General features: G+C 33.3%; 17 protein-coding genes and 1 tRNA gene. 8 read left to right on the top strand and 10 right to left on the bottom strand.

Going from position 1 to position 15046, the window contains the following annotated elements:
* Positions 1 to 5: 5 nt before the first annotated feature.
* On the bottom strand, positions 6 to 1133 hold the full coding sequence (locus tag BM246_RS11925; RefSeq protein ID WP_074938139.1) for a hypothetical protein: 1128 nt from the start codon (positions 1131 to 1133) through the stop codon (positions 6 to 8).
* Between the two features lie 99 nt (positions 1134 to 1232).
* Between BM246_RS11925 and proS the strand changes: the two genes are divergently transcribed.
* The 4 genes from proS to BM246_RS11905 all read left to right on the top strand — a co-directional run bounded on the left by proS (position 1233) and on the right by BM246_RS11905 (position 3757).
* A complete protein-coding gene (gene proS, locus BM246_RS11920) occupies positions 1233 to 2711 on the top strand; it encodes a proline--tRNA ligase (protein ID WP_074938137.1) in 1479 nt (492 codons plus the stop codon).
* A gap of 174 nt (positions 2712 to 2885) precedes the next feature.
* Positions 2886 to 2957: transfer RNA gene (locus BM246_RS11915), tRNA-Glu, on the top strand.
* Between the two features lie 28 nt (positions 2958 to 2985).
* Positions 2986 to 3237 carry a 30S ribosomal protein S20 gene (gene rpsT / locus BM246_RS11910; RefSeq protein WP_042497482.1) on the top strand — a complete coding sequence of 84 codons (252 nt, stop codon included), beginning with the start codon at positions 2986 to 2988 and terminating at the stop codon, positions 3235 to 3237.
* A 151-nt stretch (positions 3238 to 3388) separates the two neighbouring features.
* Entirely contained in the window at positions 3389 to 3757 is a 369-nt protein-coding gene (locus tag BM246_RS11905; protein ID WP_042497304.1) for a hypothetical protein, read from the top strand.
* A gap of 187 nt (positions 3758 to 3944) precedes the next feature.
* Here the strand turns inward: BM246_RS11905 and BM246_RS11900 are convergent, their stop codons facing one another.
* The 4 genes from BM246_RS11900 to rho form a co-directional block, all read right to left on the bottom strand.
* On the bottom strand, positions 3945 to 4340 hold the full coding sequence (locus tag BM246_RS11900) for a hypothetical protein (RefSeq protein WP_042503087.1): 396 nt from the start codon (positions 4338 to 4340) through the stop codon (positions 3945 to 3947).
* Positions 4327 to 4914: an exosortase/archaeosortase family protein gene (locus tag BM246_RS11895; RefSeq protein WP_074938135.1), complete on the bottom strand. Its 588-nt coding sequence runs from the start codon at positions 4912 to 4914 to the stop codon at positions 4327 to 4329. Before BM246_RS11895 ends, BM246_RS11900 begins: the two co-directional genes overlap by 14 nt.
* The gene (locus tag BM246_RS11890; protein WP_139221889.1) at positions 4901 to 5293 is read right to left on the bottom strand and encodes a PID-CTERM protein-sorting domain-containing protein; all 393 of its coding nucleotides are present in this window, start codon (positions 5291 to 5293) and stop codon (positions 4901 to 4903) included. Before BM246_RS11890 ends, BM246_RS11895 begins: the two co-directional genes overlap by 14 nt.
* A 410-nt stretch (positions 5294 to 5703) precedes the next feature.
* Positions 5704 to 7374, bottom strand: a complete 1671-nt coding sequence (gene rho / locus BM246_RS11885; RefSeq protein WP_074938131.1) for a transcription termination factor Rho — start codon at positions 7372 to 7374, stop codon at positions 5704 to 5706.
* A 195-nt stretch (positions 7375 to 7569) separates the two neighbouring features.
* On the opposite strand from rho, the gene BM246_RS11880 reads away from it, so the two are divergent.
* Entirely contained in the window at positions 7570 to 7980 is a 411-nt protein-coding gene (locus BM246_RS11880; RefSeq protein ID WP_074938129.1) for a DUF4293 domain-containing protein, read from the top strand.
* Positions 7981 to 8078: 98 nt separating this feature from the next.
* On the opposite strand, the gene BM246_RS11875 is transcribed toward BM246_RS11880, so the two are convergent.
* Positions 8079 to 8585, bottom strand: a complete 507-nt coding sequence (locus BM246_RS11875) for a metallophosphoesterase family protein (protein ID WP_074938127.1) — start codon at positions 8583 to 8585, stop codon at positions 8079 to 8081.
* A gap of 92 nt (positions 8586 to 8677) precedes the next feature.
* Here BM246_RS11875 and truA point away from each other — a divergent pair, with 92 nt between their 5' ends.
* Together truA and BM246_RS11865 are read left to right on the top strand one after the other, a co-directional pair.
* Complete coding sequence (gene truA, locus BM246_RS11870) at positions 8678 to 9421, top strand: tRNA pseudouridine(38-40) synthase TruA (protein ID WP_042503081.1); 744 nt, start codon at positions 8678 to 8680, stop codon at positions 9419 to 9421.
* A complete protein-coding gene (locus BM246_RS11865) occupies positions 9422 to 11191 on the top strand; it encodes an ABC transporter ATP-binding protein (RefSeq protein ID WP_042503080.1) in 1770 nt (589 codons plus the stop codon).
* 28 nt (positions 11192 to 11219) lie between these two features.
* Here the strand turns inward: BM246_RS11865 and BM246_RS11860 are convergent, their stop codons facing one another.
* Genes BM246_RS11860 through folP form a run of 4 tightly spaced genes read right to left on the bottom strand, consistent with a single transcriptional unit; the run spans position 11220 to position 14310 of the window.
* A complete protein-coding gene (locus BM246_RS11860; RefSeq protein ID WP_042503078.1) occupies positions 11220 to 11981 on the bottom strand; it encodes a DUF3667 domain-containing protein in 762 nt (253 codons plus the stop codon).
* Positions 11982 to 12767: a diadenylate cyclase gene (locus BM246_RS11855; RefSeq protein ID WP_074938125.1), complete on the bottom strand. Its 786-nt coding sequence runs from the start codon at positions 12765 to 12767 to the stop codon at positions 11982 to 11984.
* A 36-nt stretch (positions 12768 to 12803) separates the two neighbouring features.
* Positions 12804 to 13484 (bottom strand): hypothetical protein, encoded by a 681-nt coding sequence (locus BM246_RS11850; RefSeq protein WP_074938122.1) that lies wholly within the window; start codon positions 13482 to 13484, stop codon positions 12804 to 12806.
* Between the two features lies 1 nt (position 13485).
* Positions 13486 to 14310: a dihydropteroate synthase gene (folP, locus tag BM246_RS11845; protein ID WP_074938120.1), complete on the bottom strand. Its 825-nt coding sequence runs from the start codon at positions 14308 to 14310 to the stop codon at positions 13486 to 13488.
* 135 nt (positions 14311 to 14445) lie between these two features.
* Here folP and BM246_RS11840 point away from each other — a divergent pair, with 135 nt between their 5' ends.
* Entirely contained in the window at positions 14446 to 14988 is a 543-nt protein-coding gene (locus BM246_RS11840; RefSeq protein ID WP_042497314.1) for a DUF1599 domain-containing protein, read from the top strand.
* The last annotated feature ends 58 nt before the right edge of the window (positions 14989 to 15046 follow it).

Genomic DNA, 15046 nt, shown 5'->3' with positions numbered 1-15046 from the left:
ATGAATTAACGACGTCTTCCTCCGCTAGATGAGGATCTTGTGCTACCTGAACTTCGGCTACTACTGCTACTTGATGATCTTGTGGTTGATCCATTAGAACTTGATGAGCTTCTTGTGCTTGGTGTGTAAGTAGAGCTTCTTGAGCTAGATGAAGATCTTGTGCTTGAAGGTGAAGAGCTTCTACTGCTTGTTGATGGCGTGTATGTAGAACTACGTCTTGTTGTAGTTGATGTTGATCTCGATGTTGAATTTGTAGACGGCGTTCTAGTTACAGTAGATGTTCTTCTTGAAGTTGTTGAGCTAGGTGTTGAGCTTCTTCTAACTGTGTTGCCGTTGATTGTAGAACTAGATGTGCTACTTCTTCTCGTTGTAGTATTGTATTTTGAAGTAGAGCTACTACGTCCTGAAGTAGTTGAAGCACTAGTACGACGATTTGTGTTTACTGCAGTTCCATAGCTAGTTCTTCTACTAGCATTGTATGCTACTCGGTTATTCTTGTAATTTCTATTATTGTAGTTGTAGTAACCACCTCTGTTACCCCAGTATCCGTTAAAACCATTGTAGCTCCAGTTGTTGTAATAACCCCAGCCGCCATAACCGCCATAAAAAATATTGTTGTAACCTCCATAACGGTATGGATTATAGTAGCCCCAGTTGTTAAATCTGTTCCAACCCCAATTGTTATATCTATTCCATTCCCAACTGTTGTAACCCCAATTATTCCATCCGTAGTTATTCCATCCATTGTCTATATAGTTAATAGTAACGTTGTTGGTGGCTTGTCCCCAGCCTGCATAACCTTGGTATGTATTATCTGTTATAATAGCTTCTTCATCAGTATAATTGTCACTTTCATAACTATCAATATCTGTGAAAATCTCGCTATTCACTATCATTTGTTCGGTTTCTAAAGCACCTGTTTTAAAATAGTTTTCGTAATATTTACTATTTGAGCTGCTTGGAGTTGCAACTTCTGTTTCTTCGTTTTGAACAACGCGAACAGTTTCCTCGCCATAAATTCCATCATTGTCAACACCTACGTATTGATATGAGCCACAAGATGACACACCAATTAGCAAAGCAAGCAGTGCTAAGTTTGGCATTTTTTGTTTTAAGTAGCTATTTAATTGCATATCTGTATAATTTTATTGTTGGACACTACAAAAATAGTTAGTTTTGCTGAACTATTTTATTATTTAACATAATCACAATTTTTGTGCCAAAACATCAATATGAGCAAAAAACTTACTAGTAGAGCAGAAGATTATTCTAAGTGGTATAACGAACTCGTTGTAAAAGCCGACCTAGCGGAGAACTCTGCTGTTAGAGGTTGCATGGTAATCAAGCCTTACGGCTATGCTATTTGGGAGAAAATGCAAGCGGAATTAGATAAAATGTTTAAAGAAACAGGACATCAAAACGCTTATTTCCCTCTTTTTGTACCGAAAAGTTTATTTGAAGCTGAAGAAAAGAATGCTGAAGGTTTTGCTAAAGAATGTGCTATTGTTACACATTATAGATTACAGAACGATCCTGATAGACCAGGTAAGTTACGTGTAGATCCGGAAGCTAAGTTAGAAGAAGAGCTTATTGTTAGGCCAACGTCTGAAGCTATTATATGGAATACATTTCGTGGTTGGGTACAATCTTACCGTGATTTACCTTTATTAATAAACCAATGGGCTAATGTAGTGCGCTGGGAAATGCGTACACGTTTGTTTTTACGTACCGCTGAGTTTTTATGGCAAGAAGGGCATACCGCTCATGAAACTAAAGCAGAAGCGCTAACAGAAGCGGAAACAATGAATAATGTATATGCAACATTTGCTGAAAAGTTTATGGCTATACCAGTTATTCAAGGATTAAAAACAGAAAGTGAGCGTTTTGCAGGTGCCGATGAAACTTATTGTATTGAAGCCTTAATGCAAGACGGAAAAGCATTGCAAGCAGGAACCTCTCACTTTTTAGGGCAAAACTTTGCAAAAGCATTTGATGTTAAGTTTGCTAATAAAGAAGGGAAGCAAGATTATGTTTGGGCAACTTCATGGGGAGTTTCAACACGATTAATGGGCGCTTTAATAATGACGCATAGTGATGATCTTGGATTAGTTCTGCCTCCAAGTTTAGCCCCAAACCAAGTTGTAATTGTTCCTATATATAAAACGGAAGAAGATTTAAACGCTATTACGGAAGTCGCAAATACTATAATGGGCGATCTACGAAGTAAAAACATGACGGTTAAATTTGATAATAGAACCACGCATAGGCCAGGAGCTAAATTTGCACAACACGAGTTGCAAGGTGTGCCATTACGCATAGCAATTGGAGCAAGAGACCTCGCAAACGGAACTGTTGAGATAGCAAGACGGGATACTTTAACAAAACAAGTTGTTGCTTTAAGCGATTTAACAGAAATTATTGAGGGTTTATTAAAAGAAATGCAAGATGGTTTGTTTAAAAAAGCATTAGATTTTAGAGATTCTCACATTACGGAAGTGAATTCTTTTGAAGAATTTAAAAATATTTTAGAAAACAAAACAGGATTTATTTCTGCGCATTGGGATGGTACAATTGAGACAGAAGATAAGATAAAAGAGATAACAAAAGCCACTATTAGATGTATTCCTTTGGAATTCAAGGAAGAAGATGGAGTGTGTGTCTATTCAGGGAAACCATCGAAAGGAAGAGTGTTATTTGCAAAGGCATATTAATTAAAAAAAAATGCAAAAAACTTTTAAAAAAACTTGCAGAACTTAAATTAAGATGTATCTTTGCACCCGCAATGGAAAACATTGTTAAGTTATTTGAAAAGAAAATATTTTATTTGAAAAAATAAATTTGCAAGTTAAAATAAAAGTTTTATATTTGCACACTCAAAAAATAATGGCCCGTTCGTCTATCGGCTAGGACGCCAGGTTTTCATCCTGGTAAGAGGGGTTCGATTCCCCTACGGGCTACAATTTTAAAAAATTAAGAAAAAACAAAATGGCAAATCATAAGTCAGCATTAAAAAGAATTAGAAGTAACGAAGCAAAGCGTTTAACTAACAAATATCAGCATAAAACAACTCGTAATGCTATCAAGAAATTACGTGAGTTAACTGATAAGAGCGAAGCTGAAACTTTATATCCTTCAGTTGTATCTATGTTAGATAGATTAGCTAAGAAGAACGTAATTCACGCAAACAAAGCTGCAAACCTTAAATCTGGTTTAGCGAAATTTGTTGCTGCACTTTAAGAGTGATTTAAAATTTATGATACTAAAAGCTTCTCAGAAATGAGAAGCTTTTTTTTTGGATTTTTTTAATGCGCTTTATAGTGCGAAAAGTAATTTAAAAATATAAATTTGCAAATAGAATAAGTTTATTAACCACATAATAATAGCACCGTTGGAAAATCAAAAAGCAAATAAATTAGTCGATAAAATTCTTAAGGATCTTGATGAGTCAGGTATTAATAAAGAAGCGCTAATCGACGATATTAAGGAATTAAGAACTTATGCTTTAGAAGAGCAAATACCTTTAGTGGTAAAAGTATTAAGGCTAACTTACGAGCATTTAGAAGAGAATAGTACATTCCTTATTCCTATACTTGATGATGAGCCTTTAGAAGATGAGGAAGAAGGCGCAGAAGCGGTAAATGATTTAGATACGCCGGTAGAGAGTTTAAAATACTTAATAGCGTTAACTAAAAATCTTAACAACAAAGGTAATATAGCCGATTTAAGAGAGTACAAAGAGCTTTTTGCACGCTATTAAATTTTACGCTGTAGAAGAACTTAGGTAATAGGTTGTAGAACATAAAAAAAAGCCCTTGACATTTTTTAATGTCAAGGGCTTTTTTTTATGTTATTAATTATACCGTCTATAAAACAAAATAGTATTTATTGAGTATAGTTAGGGTAGTTGTGTTAGTTTAGAATAAAATAATACAAAGACCTTTTATTTATTTGTTGAAGGTTCTGTTAAGTAAACCCATTGCAAAATATAAAACAGGAGAAATAAGCATTTCTTGAATGCCTCCAGCGAAGTGTCTTGCGTTTAGTGATATTTCATGAATAAACCAATCGAAAAGCCCCATGACTCCAATTATAAATAAACCAGAGATATGAATAAAATGCCAAAGCGACGACATCCAGGTGTCTTTTAGTTTTCCTAAATGAAAAGTACCTATAAAATAAACAGCTAGAGTTGTAGCAAAGGTGATAATGTGCCTAATTTTCGATGGAATAGAGGCTGTGTTCTTGTTTTCTGCAAAATAGATGTAATACCAAGAGTAAACAATAATAATTAATATAAGCCCAACAATGAAGCGAACTTTATCTGATTTATACAGTTTCATTTTTTAAATGAATTTTACGGGCAAAGTAACCCCAAATTATTAATGTCGCTGTGTATACTACAGCTTTAAAAAGGTAATGGTGAGCAAAATCAAAGTAAACGTCGAAATATTCTTTTAAATAGATAAGGCCTACACATCTTAAAATGTTTATAACATCTAAAAGTAGAATACCAAGAATGATATATTTTGTTTTCCTCCAAAATGATGAAGGCATACAAATAATAAATCCAATATAAAGTACAAACACTTCTAAACCGTTACAGGCATTAGCAATGTATAGTGAAATGTAATCGTAGTGATAAATAGCAGATATTTCGCTTACGGTTTCTCCGCCTTCGAAAATAAAACTTGTGTTTTCCCTTTCTGTAGAAAAATCACTCATACCTCCTAAGTTATTTAAGAGATAAGTAGAGGCTTTAGCAACGTGTGTAGTTAATGGGTGATCTAGGTATTGAGAGTCATATAGAAAGCCAGAATATATAACCTTCCATATTATAAAAAGCAATAAGGCTTTTCCGAGAAAAAGCCTTATTGGTAATGGTATGTCTTTTTGTAAAGATTTAAGATTTAGCATCTTTCTTTCCACGTAATTTTTTAACACCTAAAGCAGCAGCTCCTAACATAAGGAAACCAAGACCACCATCTAAAGGTACTGAGTCTGGAGGAGTTGGAGTTGATCCACCACCACTGCAACCACCACTGTGACTGTTATGACCACATGATCCACATTTAGGAGAACCATAATGTCTAGTATAGCATCGTTTATGTCCCCAGTTACATGTTCTAGAACGACCACCACCTACAACCATAAAGTGTGTAGTTGCTAAAGTTACATTTGTAGTTGAAACAGCACTAACTGAAGTCGCGTTTGCGTTAGTAGAGAAAGTGAATGCTAATATAATAGCGAGAGCACCAATTATATTAACAAGAGATTTTTTGTTGTTGTTCATCATTTTTCAGATTTGAATTAATTAATAGCTTAATAGCGTGTCAAAAATAGTAACTATTTCAATAACAAAATATGTATTATAAGTATTTTCGATAAAACATGAAATAAAGTCTACTAAATACCGCTTTACATTTGATTTAGACTGAAAATTGTTAGCTTTTGTTCTGTTTTAGTGTTAATTAGAAAGAAGAACAGAACCTAAAAGTTAATGCTTTAAGTGTTTGTTGTTTTATAATAATTAAACATAATTAAGGCCTAAACTTGCGTTAGCGATTGTAGTGGTTAGCTTTTGGCGAGGCGAGCATCGAGCCAAAACTAGTAACGGAAAGCGTGACCCTTGTGGTAACGCCAAAATTATGGTAAAAAAAAAAGCCTTAACTTTTACATTAAGGCTTTGTGTATATTTTGAAGGCTTTATCCGTTCATTGAGATTAAAAACTCTTCGTTATTTCGGGTTTGTTTAAAACGCTCGTTTATAAATTCCATGGCTTCTACCGGATTCATATCTGCAAGGTATTTACGCATTACCCACATACGTTGTATGGTGTTAGCATCGAGTAAAATATCGTCGCGACGTGTGCTTGAAGAGGTAAGATCGATGGCAGGGAAAATTCTACGGTTAGATATTTTTCTATCTAATTGTAACTCCATATTACCAGTTCCTTTAAATTCCTCGAAAATTACTTCGTCCATTTTAGAACCTGTTTCTGTAAGCGCTGTAGCAATAATGGTAAGCGAACCTCCATTTTCTATGTTACGAGCCGCTCCAAAGAAACGTTTTGGTTTGTGTAAAGCGTTAGCGTCTACACCACCACTTAATATTTTACCAGAGGCAGGTTGTACACTATTGTATGCACGTGCTAAACGGGTAATAGAATCTAAAAGAATAACAACATCGTGTCCACATTCTACCAAACGTTTGGCTTTTTCAAGAACAATATTAGCGATTTTTACGTGTTCGTGCGCTTCTTTATCGAAGGTTGAGGCGATAACCTCTCCGCGAACGTTACGTTGCATGTCTGTTACTTCTTCAGGTCGCTCATCAATTAATAAAATCATTTGATAAACTTCAGGATGGTTTGCTGCAATAGCATTTGCAACATCCTTAAGTAACATGGTTTTACCAGTTTTTGGTTGCGATACAATCATACCACGTTGTCCTTTACCTATTGGAGCGAATAAATCCATTATTCTAGTAGAAATCGTACTTTGACGACCTGCTAAGTTGAATTTTTCCTGAGGAAATAAAGGTGTTAAGTGTTCGAAAGCTACACGATCTCTAACCACATTTGGGTTCTGGCCGTTAATTTTACTAACTTTTATTAAAGGGAAGTATTTTTCGCCTTCTTTTGGTGGACGTACTTGTCCTAAAACAGTATCACCAACTTTTAAACCAAATAATCTAATTTGCGATTGTGATACATATATATCATCTGGAGATGATAAGTAATTGTAATCTGATGAGCGTAAAAATCCATACCCATCTTGCATAATATCTAAAACTCCTTCACTTTCAATAATAGCGTCGAATTCAAAATCTGGTTCACGGTAGCGGTTACGGCTATCTTTATTACCATTGTTTCCAGCATGCACGTTACCGTTTTTCTGGTTTTTGTTTTGATCGCGTTTTTGTTGCGGCTTTGGTCTTGGATTTGGTTGATTATCGTTTTTGCGTTCCTTTTGAGGGCGCGGTCTTGGTTTAGGTTTGTTTTCTACTTTAGCCTCAACTTTTTCAGTTTGTTGGGCTGGTTTATTTTCTACCTTAGCTTTTTCTTGTTTAGGTTCGGCTACTGGTTTTGTTTCTGTTACTTGTTCGGCAGGCGTATTTGTTGCGTTTGGAGTAGGCTTTTGTACACGTTGCCTAGGTTTTCTAGGTTTTGGTTTAGCTGCAGGTGCTTTTTCTGCTACTGGTTTGGCAGGAGTAACTACTGCATCTACCGCTTTTGGGTCTGCGGCTTGAGTATCTAATATTTGATAAACTAAATCTAGTTTTTTTAAAGAACGGTACTTAGGAACGTTCAGTTTTTTAGCAATCTCCTGTAGGTCAGTGAGTTTCTTTTCTTTTAATTGTGAAATTTCAAACATTGATATATTTTGAATATTATATATTGAATATAAAATTGAGTTTTTTGAAAAAAATGAATTTTTATTCTGAAGAATTAACCGCCTGTTATTGCGGTTGTTGAGAATTAATACTGCAATTATACAACTTTATTTTAATTTTTTATGCTATTTTTTTAAAGAAACCGTTATTTTTGCTGCCTAGTTAGTTAAAATAATATGTTACAACGCATTCAAACAGTTTATTTATTAGTGGCAGCAGGAATCTCTGCTGGGTTAATTTTTGTGTTCAATTTATGGACTACAAATACTAATGAAATAGTGTTTGCTAAAGATGATATGTTGTACTTTGGTCTCTTTTTAGGATCGGCCGTATTATCTTTAATTTCTATATTTATGTTCAAAAATAGGCAACTTCAATTTGTTTTGGGGAGGCTTAACATCATATTAAACTTTATTTTATTAGGATTTTTTGTGTATCAATCTCTAAATTTATCTGGAGAGACGGCGGTTTCTGAGAAAGGTATTGGGATGCTTCTTCCACTTGTTTCTATCGTGTTGTTAGCTTTAGCTAATAAGGCCATCAAGAAGGATGAAGACCTCGTAAAATCTGTAGATCGATTACGATAGACCTAACATCTTAGTAGTATTAGTGCGTTAAAACTCCGAAGTAAAAACTTCGGAGTTTTTTATTTTTATTCTGTTTTTAGTTGAAGGCATAAAACTAATTAGTTTTTTGGATGCCTATCAGGAAACTCTACAACTTCAAGGTTATCAATTTTTTTACCGTCAATTGTAAAGCGAAGCATGGTTCTTACTTTATGAAAGCCGTGTTTTCCAACAGCACCAGGATTCATATGTAGGACATTTAGTTTTTTATCGGGCATGACTTTTAAAATATGAGAATGCCCAGAAATAAAAATTTTTGGAGGATTTTTTCTAATTTCTTCAATCACTCTTAAATTATATTTAGGTGGGTAACCTCCAATATGTGTAATCCAAACATCTACATCTTCACACATAAAACGATTGTGTTCCGGAAATTCACCACGCGTTTTAGCATCATCAATATTGCCGTAAACTCCTCTTAATGGTTTAAGTTCTTTTATAGCATCTGTTACTTTTAAATCGCCAATATCTCCGGCATGCCAAACTTCATCTGCTTGTTTTACATATTTTAAAACATCATCATCTATATAACTATGGGTGTCCGAAAGGAGTAATATTTTTTTCATTAAAATCTTTTAATATATAATTAAGATTTGAGTATTCACAAGAACCTTAAAACTGACTATATTTGTTCTTTCAACAAAAGTATTAAAACAAATTGCGATATTTTATAGAACTTTCATATAACGGTGCAGCATATCATGGTTGGCAAATACAACCCGATGCCATTTCGGTACAAGAAGTTTTAGAAAAAGCTTTATCGATTTTATTAAATATGCCAATTTCTATAATGGGTGCAGGCCGTACTGATACTGGTGTGCATGCCAAGCAAATGTTTGCTCATTTTGATTTTGAAGGCGAAATAGATCGTGTGGATTTAATGTTTAAGCTTAATTCGTTTTTACCTAAAGATGTTGCTATTCACGATATATTTAAAGTAAAGGAAGATGTGCATACACGTTTTCATGCCGTGAGTAGAACATATTTGTATCGTGTTTCTTTACAGAAAAATGTTTTTAATGTCGATGCTGCTTACTATGTAAAGCAAAAATTAGATATTGAAAAAATGAAGGAGGCTACTAAAATATTGTTGGAATACAACGATTTTGAGTGTTTTTCTAAGAGTAAAACAAATGTAAACACCTTTTTGTGTAATATAATGAAGGCCGAATGGCAAGTGGTAGAAGACGAATTGCATTTTACTATTAAAGCCGATCGTTTTTTACGTAATATGGTGCGCGCCATTGTTGGTACTTTAATAAATATTGGTTTAGGTAAAAATCCGGTAGCACATTTACACAATATTATTGAATCTAAAAATAGGAGTGAAGCTGGATTTTCTGTTCCGGCTCGTGGTCTGTATTTAATAGAAGTAGAATATCCAGAAGATATAAAAATATAAATGAGTAAACCCAAAGAGAAAATATTTGACGTTAACCTTTTTAAAAGGTTATTCACTTACATAAAACCTTATAATTTGGTTTTTATAGGCTTATTAATTATGGTGGTTCTATCTGCTGCTTTCAGTGCAGCAACGCCTTATTTAACGAAATATGCCATAGATAATAGTATAGCCGTAAAATTGAAAGAAGATTTTCTATTTTACATTATTATTATGTTGGTGGTTTTAATTCTACAAACGGTTATACAGCTTTGTTTTATTTATTACGCGGCATGGTTAGGACAGAATTTAGTGAAAGATGTAAGAACTAAATTGTTCAATCATTTACTACGTTTTAAAATGAAGTATTACGATAATTCATCGGTTGGAGTGCTTATTACAAGATCGGTTACCGATATGGAACGTATTGCCGATATTTTTGGTCAAGGTTTGTTCATGATTGTAAAAGATTTACTGACCATGATTGTTGTTTTCGCTGTTATGGTTTATATCAATGTGAAGCTTAGTATTATTGTATTTATCATGCTTCCTTTATTATTATACGCTACAAGAATTTTTCAGAAAGTAATGAAAAAGGCTTTTGAAGAAGTGAGAACGGAAGTATCAAACCTGAATTCTTTTGTGCAAGAACGATTAACAGGAATGAAAATTCTACAACTTTTTACAAGAGAAGATACCGAGTTTAAAAAGTTTAAAGCCATAAACGAGCGTCATAAAAAAGGATGGTTAAAAACCGTTTGGTACAACTCTATTTTCTTTCCATTGGCAGATTTATCGGGTTCTATAGCTATGGGTTTAGTGGCTTGGTATGGTGGTTTACATGTGGTTTTGGAAGGAAGCGATGTGTCTCAAGGGGATTTAATTGCCTTTATAATGTTTATTCCTATGCTATTTAGGCCTCTACGACAAATTGCAGATAAATTTAATACGCTACAAATGGGAATGGTTGCAGCAAACCGCGTATTTAAAGTTCTAGATACTACTTCGCAAATTGATGATCACGGAACGCATATTGCAGAAACTTTTAAAGGAGACATTGATTTTAAAAATGTGTTTTTTAATTATGTTGAAGATGAAGCTGTACTAAAAGGAATTTCTTTTAATGTGAAATCTGGAGATACCGTTGCAATAGTTGGGGCTACAGGAGCAGGGAAATCGACTATAATTAATTTACTTAACCGTTTTTATGAAATTAAAGACGGAGTTATTTCAGTAGACGGAATTAATATAAAAGATGTCACCTTAGAATCTCTTAGAACTCAAATAGCTGTAGTTTTACAAGATGTATTTTTGTTTGCCGATACTATTTTAAACAATATCACTTTAAATCATCCAGAAATTACAGAAGAGCAAGTTTACCAAGCGGCAAAAGATATCGGGATTCACGATTTTATTATGTCGTTACCAAACGGATATCATTATAATGTAAAAGAACGTGGGGTGATGCTATCTTCTGGTCAGCGTCAGCTTATTTCCTTTTTACGGGCTTATGTTACTAACCCTAGTATTTTGGTTTTAGATGAAGCGACTTCGTCTGTAGATTCTTATTCAGAACAACTTATTCAAAATGCCACCGATAAAATTACAAAAGGCAGAACCTCCATAGTTATTGCGCATCGATTAGCAACTATTAAAAAGGCTGATAAAATTATTGTTATGGATTCTGGTAAAATTGTTGAGCAAGGCACGCATAATGAACTTCTTAAAAGAGAAAATGGTTATTATAGAAATTTATATGAAGTTCAGTTTTTAAAGGAAGATGTTGCCTAACCTTTATTAGTTGATATTGTTTAGCTCACTAATTTTTTAGATAAAAAGCTGCGTAAAGTATGCCGAAAATTAATGCTATAATCATCGGAAAAAGGAAGCTCATTACGACGTATAAAATAGTTCTCAATATAGTTGATTTCCACGAAAACTCATATAGCTTTTTGTAAACATGAGCCATATAAAACAAGGCTGGAATAGAAATTAATTGCGATGCGTTGTAGAAGTTTAATCCAAAAGGTAAAGTTATTAAAATCATGAAAAATGATATAATAAACCAGTGTGCCGAAGTATAAGTTATAATCACGAAATGTTCCGCAACATTATACTTTTTCGACTTTTTAAATACAAATCTTGAGATTACGGAATATACAGGAATAGATACCAAAGTAATAACACTTTGATATTCTGTAATGAAATCCATAACACTATTAATATCGAAACCTTCTGGTTGTTCAAGTCCTGAGCCATATTGTAATAATTCTGGGAAGAATTTCTTCAGAATAAAAAACTGAAGTCCCATAAGAGTTATCGATAACCCTAAATAAGAAATGACATTTACATATGTTTTTCTAAAGCCCTTGATATAACTATCAATAACCAAATCAGGCTGTGTAAATAAATCTATAAAAGTTTTTAAGAGCTTATTATCAATACTTAAAAACTGATTGATAAAATGAGCAAAAAAAGATTTCACCGTCAGGCGTTTGTAAGCTGTTTTTTCGCCACATAAATTACAGAAATTACTTTTTTCAAGCAGTAAGTTTTCGCAATTTTTACAGGCTAATTTCATTTAAGCTAAATCTGTTTTTATAATTTCGGTAAGAGCATTAGTATCATCAAAAACAACAAACTCCCCATCTTTAAAATACGAAATATGTCCTGTTTCTTCACTTACAACGAGTGCTAAGGCATCCGTTTTTTCGGTAACACCAATAGCCGCTCTGTGACGAAGTCCAAAACGTTTGGGTATGCTTTTATCATTATTAACAGGAAGAATTACACGAGTGGCCTTAACGATATTGTCGTTTATAATAATCGCTCCATCATGCAACGGACTATTTTTAAAGAAGATACTTTCTATAATTGGTTGAGTCACTTTTATATTCATTTCATCACCCGAAGCTGCAATAAAATCTAAGTTGTTATTACGTTCAAAAACAATAAGAGCACCAGTTTTAGACATGGCCATTTTGTTACAAGCCGAAACAATAACGTCTACATCCGTAGCATCGCTAGTTTCTGTTTTTAAGAATTTAAACTGTTGTAAAAATTTGCGTCGTCCGTTAAAGTTCGTTGAACCCACCATTAATAAAAACTTTCTTATTTCTGGCTGAAAGACTACAATTAGGGCAATAATCCCCACTTTCATAAAGCCTCCAAAAATACCGGTAAGCAATTCCATTTCTAGAAATTCGGTAAGCTTCCAAACAAAATAAATAATAATAATACCAATAAAAATATTGATGGCAACTGTGCCTTTTGTTAGTTTATAAACATAATAAAGGAGCACTGCTACCAGAATTACATCAATAATATCAACAATTTTAAAGTTTAAGAGGTCATTAAAAATTTCCAATGGTAAAAGTGTTTTTGTAAATTTAGTAAATAAAGGTTAATTAAAAATGAATTCGTTGTTTGAGATTTTACTTTCTTTTAAATCGGCTTTTTCAATTAAAGATTTATAGGTGATATAATCTTGAAATTTTAAATCTTCATTAAAATTTAAATAAATATTTCGGGCTGTACTATCTTGTTTTTTTAGATAAACCAATAGGTTATTTATGTTTGTTTTTGTAGAAGTTAAGCTGCTGTCAATTTCTGTTATAGCAATGGTGTTAGTCGTGTCAAACGCTATTGAAATCGTGTTTTTACCTTCATTTAAATCTGTAAGTTTTGCTAAGTATTCCAAACTAGTTTTTTGATGATAAACCGTTTCAGTAAACTCAATAAAACCTAAAGTTTTTAAGCTCGTATCGTTACAAGTAAAGTAGTTTTTAGCGCCTTCTTTTTTATGTCCAGCATTTTTCTTTTTATTCTGAAGAAATGTAATCTGCGGAATAGCCAACTTTAAACTTAAACGTTTATCCACGTTAACGAGCCAATTGGTTGTGCTAATTAAATTTTTACGGTTTAATTCGATGCTGTCTTTTTCTGAATTGTAAAAAAGATATGCGGCCGAGATATCATCTATTTTTGATATGCTAGAATAATTAATTTCTGGTAATTCTAGTATTTTTTCGTTGTTACAAGATAATAATCCGATGGTAATAAAAAGGAGAAGTAAATGTTTCATTTTAAGCATTGAGAGATTCAATAAGTTTAATAGTTTCTGCGGCTTCTTTTACATCATGCACACGTAGAATAGCTGCTTTTTTTTGTAAGGCAATGGTGTTTAGAACCGATGTGCCGTTAAGAGCTTCTTTAGCTGTGTTGTTAAGGGTTTTGTAAATCATCGATTTTCTCGATACACCAACAAGCAAAGGTTTTTCGAGTATGTTCAATAATTCTAAAGTGTTTAAAAGTTGAAAGTTTTGTTCTAAAGTTTTTGCAAAACCAAAACCAGGATCTACAATTAGGTCTATAATACCAAGTTCTTTTGCGGCCATTAAACGTCGAGAAAAATAAAATATAATATCTTTTACCAAATTGTTGTAATTGGTTTGTTGTTGCATGGTTTGCGGAGTGCCACGCATATGCATCATTATATATGGCACGTGTAAATCGGCAACCGTTTTCAGCATATTGTCATCGAGCTTTCCTGCCGAAATATCGTTTATTAGGGCAGCGCCAGCTTCAATAGATTGTTTGGCGACTTCACTTCTAAACGTATCAATAGAAATTAAAGTTTCTGGAAATGATTTTAAAACAAGTTCTACAATAGGTAAAATGCGTTTTAACTCTTCGGCTTCGCTTACATGGTCGGCATTTGGGCGTGAACTATACGCTCCAATATCAATAAAAGTAGCGCCTTCTGTTAGCATTTTTTCGGTGTGGTTCAGAATAGATTTTTCATCTTTATGCTGTCCGCCATCATAAAATGAGTCCGGTGTTAAATTTAAAATCCCCATTACTTTTGGCGACGATAAATCAATAAGTGTTCCTTTGCAATTAATGGTCATAACCTCTTAAAATGTCAATATTTTCAATATTAAATATCAAACCTAAAACTTTAAAATTGTAACGTCAAACTTCCTCTTAAAAACTTTTGAACTTTAAACAATTTAAGCGAAATTTACACAAAATATAATTGATACATGCCAGATACTTCAAAACAATACGATACGGTTGTAAATACTTGTAAAAGTTTATTTATTAAAAAAATGAGCGACTATGGAAGTGCTTGGCGAATTTTACGTTTGCCATCGCTAACCGATCAGATTTTTATAAAAGCTCAACGTATTCGAGGTTTACAGCAAAACGATGTTAGAAAGGTAGATGAAGGTGAAGTAAGCGAATTTATAGGTATTATAAATTACTCTGTTATGGCGCTTATTCAGTTGGAATTAGGTATTGTGGAACAGCCCGATTTATCGACGGAAGAAGCTACCGAATTGTATGAAAAGCACATTTTGGTTACAAAAACCTTAATGGAAAACAAAAACCACGATTACGGAGAAGCATGGCGAGATATGCGCGTGAGTAGTTTAACCGATTTAATTTTGCAAAAATTACTTCGTGTAAAACAAATAGAAGATAATAAAGGTAAAACGTTAGTAAGCGAAGGCATTGATGCTAATTATCAAGACATGATTAATTATGCCATTTTCGCAATGATTCATTTAGGTGAAGACCATTAATTTAGGTTAACAGTAAGCACATTTTAAAACTTAAGCTTAGGGTTTAAGTTTCATATAA

The organism is Algibacter lectus (assembly GCF_900112395.1).
In the GTDB taxonomy this organism is placed as follows: domain Bacteria; phylum Bacteroidota; class Bacteroidia; order Flavobacteriales; family Flavobacteriaceae; genus Algibacter; species Algibacter lectus.
This window is presented reverse-complemented; position numbering and strand designations above follow the sequence as displayed.